9 protein-coding genes are annotated in these 9246 nt (G+C 72.7%); 6 read left to right on the top strand and 3 right to left on the bottom strand.

Features of this window, described 5'->3' with window-relative positions; genetic code table 11:
• The 3 genes from AC2VNT_RS12055 to AC2VNT_RS12045 form a co-directional block, all read right to left on the bottom strand.
• Window positions 1-1099 (bottom strand): glycosyltransferase family 4 protein (locus tag AC2VNT_RS12055; RefSeq protein WP_486947083.1); only part of this gene is annotated, 1099 nt, incomplete at its 3' end.
• Window positions 1096-2637, bottom strand: coding sequence for a 1,4-alpha-glucan branching protein domain-containing protein (locus tag AC2VNT_RS12050; protein ID WP_486947082.1), 1542 nt, complete (start codon window positions 2635-2637; stop codon window positions 1096-1098). The genes AC2VNT_RS12055 and AC2VNT_RS12050, both read right to left, overlap by 4 nt.
• The gene (locus tag AC2VNT_RS12045; RefSeq protein ID WP_486947081.1) at window positions 2634-3440 is read right to left on the bottom strand and encodes a class I SAM-dependent methyltransferase; all 807 of its coding nucleotides are present in this window, start codon (window positions 3438-3440) and stop codon (window positions 2634-2636) included. Before AC2VNT_RS12045 ends, AC2VNT_RS12050 begins: the two co-directional genes overlap by 4 nt.
• Before the next feature lie 185 nt (window positions 3441-3625).
• On the opposite strand from AC2VNT_RS12045, the gene AC2VNT_RS12040 reads away from it, so the two are divergent.
• The 6 genes from AC2VNT_RS12040 to mnmA all read left to right on the top strand — a co-directional run.
• On the top strand, window positions 3626-4417 hold the full coding sequence (locus AC2VNT_RS12040) for an electron transfer flavoprotein subunit beta/FixA family protein (RefSeq protein ID WP_486947080.1): 792 nt from the start codon (window positions 3626-3628) through the stop codon (window positions 4415-4417).
• A gap of 32 nt (window positions 4418-4449) precedes the next feature.
• Window positions 4450-5406, top strand: coding sequence for an electron transfer flavoprotein subunit alpha/FixB family protein (locus tag AC2VNT_RS12035; protein WP_486947079.1), 957 nt, complete (start codon window positions 4450-4452; stop codon window positions 5404-5406).
• A 174-nt stretch (window positions 5407-5580) separates the two neighbouring features.
• Window positions 5581-6402, top strand: coding sequence for a GNAT family N-acetyltransferase (locus AC2VNT_RS12030; protein WP_486947078.1), 822 nt, complete (start codon window positions 5581-5583; stop codon window positions 6400-6402).
• Window positions 6399-7280, top strand: coding sequence for a lysophospholipid acyltransferase family protein (locus tag AC2VNT_RS12025; RefSeq protein WP_486947077.1), 882 nt, complete (start codon window positions 6399-6401; stop codon window positions 7278-7280). Before AC2VNT_RS12030 ends, AC2VNT_RS12025 begins: the two co-directional genes overlap by 4 nt.
• Window positions 7281-7380: 100 nt before the next feature.
• The gene (locus AC2VNT_RS12020) at window positions 7381-8559 is read left to right on the top strand and encodes a cysteine desulfurase family protein (protein WP_486947076.1); all 1179 of its coding nucleotides are present in this window, start codon (window positions 7381-7383) and stop codon (window positions 8557-8559) included.
• Window positions 8556-9246: tRNA 2-thiouridine(34) synthase MnmA (gene mnmA / locus AC2VNT_RS12015; protein WP_486947075.1), on the top strand; the 691-nt coding region annotated here is incomplete at its 3' end. The genes AC2VNT_RS12020 and mnmA, both read left to right, overlap by 4 nt.

Raw genomic sequence — 9246 nt, 5'->3', positions numbered from 1 at the left:
CGCGGCCCCGCACCGCGGCCCCGGCCGCCTCGCACCCCACCGCGCAGACCGCCGCCGCCAGCGCCGGCACGTCGCGCGGCGGGCAGGACATTCCGGTCACCCCGTCGATCACCGCCTCGCCGAGCCCGCCGACGTTCGACGTCACCAGCGGGGTGCCGGCCGCGGCGGCCTCCAGCGCGGCCAGGCCGAACGGCTCGTAATGGCTGGGCAGCACCGCGGCGTCGGCGGCGTGCAGCAGCGCCAGCAACTCGGCGTGGTCCAGGCGCCCGACGAACCGGGTCGCGCGGAGCACCCGGTGCTTGCGGGCGCACTCGAGCAGCCAGTCCTGCTGGGTCCCGTCGCCGGCGACGGTCAGGGTGGTGCCCGGGTGGGTGTGACGGATCCGCGGCAGCGCGGCGATCGCGTCGTGGATGCCCTTCTCGTACTCCAGCCGGCCGACGAACACCAACCGGGGTGGCCCGGCGTGGGGTCGACGCGCAGCGAACGGCCAACGGGCGGCGTCGATTCCGTTGCGGATCACGGTCGTCTCGGAGAGGCCGGGGCCGAACAGTTCGGTGATCTCGTCGCACATCGACGCCGAACAGGTGATCAGCGAGTCGGACTCGTGCACCAGCCAGGACTCCACCGCGTGCACCTGGCGGCTGATCCGGCCGGAGACCCAGCCGGAGTGCCGGCCGGCCTCGGTGGCGTGGATGGTGGAGACCAGCGGCACGTCGTAGAACTCGGCCAGGGCGATCGCCGGATGCGCGACCAGCCAGTCGTGTGCGTGCACCAAATCTGGGCGCCAGCTGCGTCCGTCACGGGTCTTCACCGACAGCCCGGCGCGGACCATGGAATGCCCCATGGCCAGTGTCCAGGCCATCATGTCCGCGCCGAAGGCGAACTCGTGCGGGTCCTGCGCGGCGGCGATCACCCGGACCCCGTCGGCGATCTCGTCCGAGGACGGGTGGGTGAACGGGTCGGTGTCCGACGGCCGCCGGGACAGCACCACCACCTCGTGGCCGGCCGCGGCCAGGGCGGTGGACAGGTGGTGGACGTGCCGGCCCAGCCCGCCGACCACCACCGGCGGGTACTCCCAGGACACCATCAGAATCTTCACCGCGGCAGCCTCCGGGCGTCCAGTGCGCCGAACAGGCCGTCGGCGCGGTTCCAGCCGTCGGCCAGCCGCTCGGCCGACTCCCGGCGGCCGGCAGCCAGCGCCCCGGCGATCTCTCGGGTGGCGTGCGCGTGCAGGTGGGCCCGGTAGCGGGCGTAGTCGGCGGCGGAGTCCTTGCTCACCATGAACGGCCAGTCGCTGGAGACGGTCAGCAGCGTCTCCCGCAGGACCTGGTCGGCCACCCGGTCGCGGCAGCTCGGCCCGCCCGGCGACGTCGCCTGGGCCAGCGCCTTGTCCACGGCGTCCAGCGCGGTCTGCACCACCTCGGTGTTGAGCTGCACCAGGTCGGCCACCTGCTCGCCGGACCACACCTGCCAGTCCTTGCCCGATCCCCAGGAGCTCGGCGGCAGCTCGACCGGGGCGCCGACGAACCCGTCGGCGGCCGCCTCGGCCAGGGTTCCGACCCGCACCCCGGCCGCCGGCAGCGCCCGCAGCACCCGGGCCAGCCAGGTCGGCCCCTCGTACCACCAGTGGCCGAAGAGCTCGGTGTCGAACGCGGCCACCACGTGCGCCGGCCGGCCGATCCGCTCGGATTCGTCCCGCAGCCGCCGCCGGACCACCCCGACGAAGTCGGCGACGTCGCCGTCGATCGCGGCGTCGGCGCGCTGCGGGTCGTACGGGGCTTTCTGCTCCGGGGCGACGTGGCGCCCGGTGACCCGGGCCGGCTTGAGGCCGGTGCGATGGTCATAGGTGTGGAAGTCCCGGTAGGCGCCGTGCCCGGGATAACCGGATTTGGGCGACCACACCCGGTAGCTGACCTGCAGGTCGCGCCCGAACGCGATCACGTCGCTGTCGCCGACCGGCCGGCCCAGCGCGGTGTCGCCGTGCAGCGACGGCCCGTCCACCATGAAGTGCGCGACGCCGGCGGCCGCGTACTCGGTCTCCATCCCCGGGGCGTAGGCGCACTCCGGCGCCCAGATCCCGGCCGGGGTGTGGCTCAGCCGCGCCTGGGTGTCGGCCAGGCCCTCGCGCAGCGCGAACTCGCGCAGCCGGGGCGCCAGCAGCGGCTGGAACGGGTGCGCCAGCGGCCCGCCGAGCAGCTCGATGGTTCCGGCGTCCACCAGTTCGCGCAGCAGCGGGCTGGCGCCGTGCCGCCACCGGGTGGCGAAGTCGTCCAGCGCCCGCTCGGCGGCGGCGCACTCGCGGATCCCGAAGTCGCGCAGCTCGGGCAGGGTCGCCGCCTCGGTGGCGCGCAGCTGCCAGTTCGCCAGCCAGTGGTGCATGCCGTGCAGGCAGTACGGGTCGTCGAGCTGGGCGGCCACCACCGGGGTGACCCCGAGGGTGAGCAGCCGCGAGCGGCCCTCCCCGGCCAGCTCGGCCAGCACCCGCAGCAGCGGCAGGTACGCCGCCGACCAGGACTGGTACAGCCACTCCTCGCCGACCGGCCAGCGTCCGTGGTGGGCCAGCCAGGGCAGGTGGGTGTGCAGCACCAAGGTGAACAGGCCGGGCCCGGTGTCGTCCCGGCTCGCGTCGCCGGTCATCGGCGCACCGCGGTCGCGACCAGGTCGAGGCTGTCGTCGATCGGGTGGGCGGCGTCTTCGGCGCCGATGATGTCGAAGTCGGCGGTGCGCACCGCCGCCACGTCGCGGGCCAGCGCGTCCGGCCACGGCGTCTCGGTCAGCGCGTGCCGGATCTGCGCGTCGACGATCGAGCCGCCGTGCCGGGTGTCCACCTCCCGCAGCACCGGCCCGTGAAAGACGCCGTTCATAGACTCCAGCGCGAACCCCGCGCCGACCAGCAGCTCGGTCAGCTCGGCGGCGTTCAGCTCGCGGGTGTGGAACGGGTTGACCGGGGTGTCCCGGCCGGGGGAGAAGGTTATCCGGTTCGGGGTGGAGACGATCAGCAGCCCGCCCGGCCGCAGCACCCGGGCGCACTCGGCGACGAATCCGGCCTGGTCCCACAGGTGCTCGATCACCTGCAGGTTGACCACCACGTCCACCGAGGCGTCCGGCAACGGCAGCTCGGCGAGGTTGCCCTGTATCGGCTGCACCCGCGGGTAGGCGGCGGTGACGTGCGCCACCGCGGCGTCGTCGTAGTCCAGCGCGACCACCCGGCGGGCAACGTCGGCGATCAGGTCGGCGCCGTACCCCTCGCCGCAGCCGGCTTCGAGCACCTCGCGGTCGGCGCAGCGCGGCACCAGCCAGTGGTAGACCACCTGGTGGCGGCGGAACCAGTAGTTCTCGGCGGCCAGCCCGGGCAGGGTGCGTTCGCCGGTGAGCACGAGCGTGGTGTCGTCGCCCGGTCCGCCGGCGGCGGGGAAGTCGGAGCCGTCTGTGGCTTTCATCGCATAGGCAGGCTAACGCGAGTGGCGTATCTCGCGGAGAGCCGGGCAGCACCGACCCGCTACGCTGTACACGCGAACCGCGCCGGAGTTGCCGACTGGTAGCCGGAGTTGCGCGGTCGCGTGATCGTTACCCCGTCCTGTGGTTGACCGCCGCGGGACCCCTTCGAGGAGGACGAACCACCCCCATGACGAACATCGTGGTCCTGATCAAGCAGGTCCCGGACTACACCGAGCGCAAGTTCAACGACGACTTCACGCTGGACCGGGAAAGCACCGACGCGGTACTCGACGAGATCAACGAACGCGCCGTCGAGCAGGCGTTGCAGATCAAGGAAAATGCGGCGGAGAATGCTGAGAGCGCAGTGACGGTGCTGACCGTCGGCCCGGAGCGGGCCACCGAGGCGATCCGCAAGGCGCTGTCGATGGGCGCCGACAAGGCGGTGCACGTCCGAGACGACGCGATGCACGGCTCCGACATCGTGCAGACCGCCTGGGTGCTGGCCAAGGCGCTGGGCACCATCGAGGGCACCGACTTGGTGATCGCCGGGAACGCCTCCAGTGACGGCATCGGTGGCGCGGTTCCGGCCGTCATCGCCGAGTACCTGGGCCTGCCGCAGCTCACCAGCCTGCACAAGCTCAGCGTCGACGGCGGCAAGGTCACCGGCGAGCGGGAGACCCCGGACGGCGTCTTCGCCCTGGAGGCCACGCTACCGGCGGTGGTCAGCGTCAACGAGAAGACGCCGGAGGGCCGCTTCCCGTCGTTCAAGGGCATCATGGCCGCCAAGAAGAAAGAGGTCACCGTGCTCTCGCTGGCCGAGATCGGGGTGGAGCCCGACGAGGTCGGCGGGGCCAACGCCGCCACCAGCGTCACCTCCTCGACGCCGAAGCCGCCGAAGACGGCCGGTGAGAAGGTCACCGACGAAGGCGACGGCGGCACCAAGATCGCCGAGTACCTGGTTGCCCAGAAGATCATCTAGAGATTCCCCGGACCCGCAGGAAGAGACAGAACATGGCTGAAGTACTGGTGCTCGTCGAGCACGCTGCAGGTGCGCTGAAGAAGGTCAGCGCCGAACTGATCACCGCGGCCCGTGTGCTGGGCGACCCGGCCGCGGTGGTGGTCGGCAAGCCGGGCACGGCCGCGTCGCTGGCCGACGGGCTGAAGGCGGCCGGCGCCGCCAAGATCTACGTCGCCGAGTCCGACGCGGTCGGCGACTACCTGATCACGCCGGTGGTCGACGTGCTGGCCGCGCTGGTCGAATCGGCCGCGCCGGCCGCGGTGCTGCTGGCCACCGGCGTGGACGGCAACGAGATCGCCGCCCGACTGGCCGCGCGGACCGGCTCCGGTCTGCTGCTGGACGCGATCGAGGTCGCCGCCGGCGGCAAGGTGAAGCACTCGGTCTTCGGCGGCGAGTACACCACCGAGGCGCAGGCGGCCGGCGACAGCCCGGTGATCACCCTGCGGGCCGGCTCGGTCGAGGCGGCGCCCGCCGCCGGCGCCGGTGAGCAGGTCAGCGTCGAGGTGCCGGCCCAGGCGGAGAACGCCACCAAGATCACCGGCGTCGAGCCGGCGGTGGCCGGTGACCGTCCGGAGCTGACCGAGGCGGCGATCGTCGTCGCCGGTGGTCGCGGCGTGGGCAGCGCGGAGAAGTTCAGCGTGGTCGAGGAGCTGGCCGACGCCCTGGGCGCCGCGGTGGGTGCGTCGCGCGCCGCGGTGGACTCCGGCTACTACCCGGGACAGTTCCAGATCGGCCAGACCGGTAAGACGGTCTCGCCGCAGCTGTACATCGCGCTGGGCATCTCCGGCGCGATCCAGCACCGCGCCGGCATGCAGACCTCGAAGACCATCGTGGTGGTCAACAAGGACGAGGAGGCGCCGATCTTCGAGATCGCCGACTACGGCGTGGTCGGCGACCTGTTCAACGTGGCGCCGCAGCTGGCCGAGGCGGTCAAGGCCCGCAAGGACTAGTTTTTGCGCCGCTCCCGGCGCGAGCAGTCGACGCAGACAGTCGCAGGAACCCCCGCGCACCCGCCCGGTGTGTCGGGGGTTTTTGTCGGGGGTTGCGAACTCGTCACCGAACATGCACCGGCGTGTCACCCGGGCATTACCGTCGCGCCCGATAGCTGGGTAACGGTGCTAACCGTGAACACCAGTTCCGTCCTCATTCCGGCCAATACCTCAACCTCATCGACCGACCCGCGCTACTCGCTGCTGCTGTCCACCGACCCCGCGCTGATCGAAGCCGCCCAGCGACTGCGCTACGACGTGTTCAGCGCCGAGCCGGGTTTCACCCTGCCCGATGGCGCCGACGGCCTCGACGCCGACCGATTCGACCAACACTGCGACCATCTCCTGGTCCGCGACGACACCTCCGGCGAGTTGGTCGGCTGCTACCGGATGCTGCCACCGGCCGGCGCGATCGCGGCCGGCGGGCTTTATACCGCAACTGAATTCGACCTCACCGCGCTGGATCGGCTACGCCCTTCACTGGTCGAGATGGGCCGCGCGGTGGTGCGCCCGGGTCACCGCAACGGTGTGGTGGTGCTGCTGATGTGGGCCGGCATCCTGGCCTACCTGGAAAGGAACGACTACGACTACGTCACCGGCTGCGTGTCGGTTCCGGTCCACGGCGACGGCGCACCGGGCAGCCAGATCCGCGGTGTGCACGACTTCGTGCAGCGCCGCCACGCGTCGCCGTACCGGTTGACGCCGCACCGGCCGGTCGTGCTCGACGGCCGCGGGCTGCACGAGATCCCGGCCCCGCCGCGCCCGGTGATCCCCCCGCTGATGCGCGGCTACCTGCGCCTGGGTGCGCGGATCTGCGGCGCACCGGCCCACGACCCGACCTTCGGGGTGGGCGACTTTCCGGCCCTGCTGGCCAGGGGCGATGCCGACACCCGCTATCTGCGCAGGCTGCGGTCGGTGGCCTCGGCCGCCGACCTGGTGGGCGCGACGCCACGGTGACCGGCGACCGCACCTGGTTCCCGCGGGCGCTCTGCCACACCGGCTGTGTTCGCGGTGCCGAGCGGTCGTCGGCTGTGGTGGTGGCGTTGCGGATCGTGCTGGCAGTGCTGCTGGTGCCGGTGCTGCCGCTGCTGCTGGCCGTGCCGATGCCGGGTCGGTCGCGGCTGCAGCGCGGCTGCTGCCGGCTGGTGCTGCGGTGCTTCGGGACGCGGATCACGGTGTCGGGCGGGCCGGTCCGCAACCTGAGCGGAGTGCTGGTGGTGAGTGGGCACGTGTCCTGGTTGGACGTCTTCGCCATCGGCGCGGTGCTGCCGGGAGCGTTCGTCGCCCGCGCCGATCTGATCCGCTGGCCGGTGGTCGGTCTGCTGGCGCGAATCGCCCGGGTCATTCCGATCGAGCGGGTCAGCCTGCGGGGGCTGCCCGGCGTCGTCGACGCGATCGCGGCCCGGCTCTGCGCCGGGCGCACCGTCGTGGTGTTCCCGGAGGGCACCACCCGGTGCGGCCGACAAGCGCACCGGGTGGGCGGGCGGTTCTATCCGGCGATGTTTCAGGCGGCCATCGACGCGGCCCGGCCGGTGCAGCCGCTGCGGCTGACTTATCACCACGTCGACGGCTCCACGTCGACCGTTCCCGCGTTCGTCGGCGACGACGCGCTGTTGTCCTCGATGTGGCGGCTGATCGCCGCCCGGCGCACCGTGGCGCATGTCCAGGTGGCACCGCTGCAGCTGCCGGGCCCCGATCGGCGAGCTCTGGCAGCCCGCTGTCAGGCCGCCGTCCGGTCCGTACCCGGTGTGTCGGCGGTTATGGATAGGGGCAGCTCGTCGGGGGTGAGGGCGGCGGCGACCGCGTGGGGGACGCGGCCGCGGTGTTCGCCGTAAGCCGCCCCGGGACGGCCAGCAGCAAGCGCACGGCCAGGAAGGTGCGGTAGGTGCCCAGGTCGGGGGCGCTTATCTCGCAGGTCGGTAGTCTTAGCGGGTCATGGTCTACCTGGATCACGCTGCCACCACCCCGATGTATGCCGCCGCCATCGAGGCGATGACGGCCGCGCTGGGCACCGTCGGCAACGCCTCGTCGCTGCACACCGCGGGTCGGGCGGCCCGGCGCCGGATGGAGGAGTCCCGGGAGACGGTGGCCGCCGCCCTCGGCGCCCGCCCGTCCGAGGTGATCTTCACCAGCGGCGGCACCGAGAGCGACAACCTGGCCGTCAAGGGCATCTACTGGGCCCGTCGCGACGCCGACCCGGCCCGCCGTCGCATCGTCACCACCGAGGTGGAGCATCACGCGGTGCTGGACGCGGTGGCCTGGCTGGCCGAGCACGAAGGCGCCGAGGTGACCTGGCTGCCCACCGCCGCCGACGGCTCGGTCTCGGCGGCCGCACTGCGCGATGCGCTGGGTGACAGCGACGACGTCGCGCTGGTCTCGGTGATGTGGGCCAACAACGAGGTCGGAACCGTGATGCCGATCGCCGAACTGGCCGCGGTGGCCGCCGAATTCGGGGTTCCGATGCACAGCGACGCGGTGCAGGCGGTGGGGCAGCTGCCGCTGGACTTCGCCGCCAGCGGGGTCTCGGCGCTGAGCGTCACCGGACACAAGTTCGGCGGGCCGACCGGGATCGGCGCGCTGCTGCTCCGCCGCGACGTGGCCTGCGTGCCGCTCACCCACGGCGGCGGCCAGGAGCGTGACATCCGTTCCGGCACACCCGATGTCGCCGCCGCGGTGGGGATGGCCGCCGCGGCGCGGATCGCCGTCGACGGCCAGGACGGCACCGCGGAGCGGCTGCGCGGCCTGCGGGACCGGCTGGTCGACGGCGTGCTGGCCGGGATCGACGACGTCCGGGTCAACGGCGCGCGGGATCACCGGCTGCCCGGCAACGCGCACTTCACGTTCGCCGGCTGCGAAGGGGACTCGCTGTTGATGCTGTTGGACGCCAACGGGATCGAATGCTCGACCGGGTCGGCGTGCACCGCCGGGGTGGCCCGACCGTCGCACGTGCTGGTGGCGATGGGTGCCGACCCGGCCACCTCCCGCGGTTCGCTGCGACTCTCGCTGGGGCACACCAGCACCGACGCCGACGTCGACGCGGCACTGCGAGTGCTGCCCGGTGCGGTGAACCGGGCCCGGCGGGCGGCGCTGGCCGCGGCGGGGGTGTCCCGATGAAGGTGGTGGCCGCGATGAGCGGCGGGGTGGACTCGTCGGTGGCCGCCGCCCGGATGGTCGACGCCGGCCACCAGGTGGTCGGCGTGCACCTGGCGCTCTCCCAGGCGCCGGGCACGCTGCGCACCGGGTCACGCGGCTGCTGCTCGAAGGAGGACGCCGGCGACGCCCGCCGGGTCGCCGACATCCTCGGCATCCCGTTCTACGTCTGGGATTTCGCCGACAAGTTCAAAGAAGAGGTGATCGACGACTTCGTCGAGTCCTACGCCCGCGGCGAGACGCCGAACCCGTGCGTGCGCTGCAACGAGAAGATCAAGTTCTCCGCGGTGGCCGCCCGCGCGGTGGCGCTCGGCTTCGACCTGGTGGCCACCGGCCACTACGCCCGGCTGGCGGACGGTCGGCTGCGCCGGGCCGTCGACGCCGACAAGGACCAGTCCTACGTGCTGGCGGTGCTCACCGCCGAGCAGCTCTCGCACGCCGCGTTCCCGGTCGGCGACACGCCCAAGCCGCAGATCCGCCAGGAGGCCGCCCGGCGCGGCCTGGCGGTCGCCGAGAAGCCGGACAGCCACGACATCTGCTTCATCCCGACCGGCGACACCCGCGCGTTCCTCGGCGCCACGATCGGCATCCGGCCCGGCGCCGTCGTCGACGCCGAGGGCGCGGTGCTCGCCGAGCACGATGGGGTGCACG

This window comes from Mycobacterium sp. TH-M15 (assembly GCF_057473705.1).
This window is presented reverse-complemented; position numbering and strand designations above follow the sequence as displayed.

Coding starts and splice junctions, on each gene's coding strand:
- AC2VNT_RS12050 (WP_486947082.1), bottom strand. CDS start 2,637: ATGACCGGCGACGCGAGCCGGGACGACACCGGGCCCGGCCTGTTCACC.
- AC2VNT_RS12045 (WP_486947081.1), bottom strand. CDS start 3,440: ATGAAAGCCACAGACGGCTCCGACTTCCCCGCCGCCGGCGGACCGGGC.
- AC2VNT_RS12040 (WP_486947080.1), top strand. CDS start 3,626: ATGACGAACATCGTGGTCCTGATCAAGCAGGTCCCGGACTACACCGAG.
- AC2VNT_RS12035 (WP_486947079.1), top strand. CDS start 4,450: ATGGCTGAAGTACTGGTGCTCGTCGAGCACGCTGCAGGTGCGCTGAAG.
- AC2VNT_RS12020 (WP_486947076.1), top strand. CDS start 7,381: ATGGTCTACCTGGATCACGCTGCCACCACCCCGATGTATGCCGCCGCC.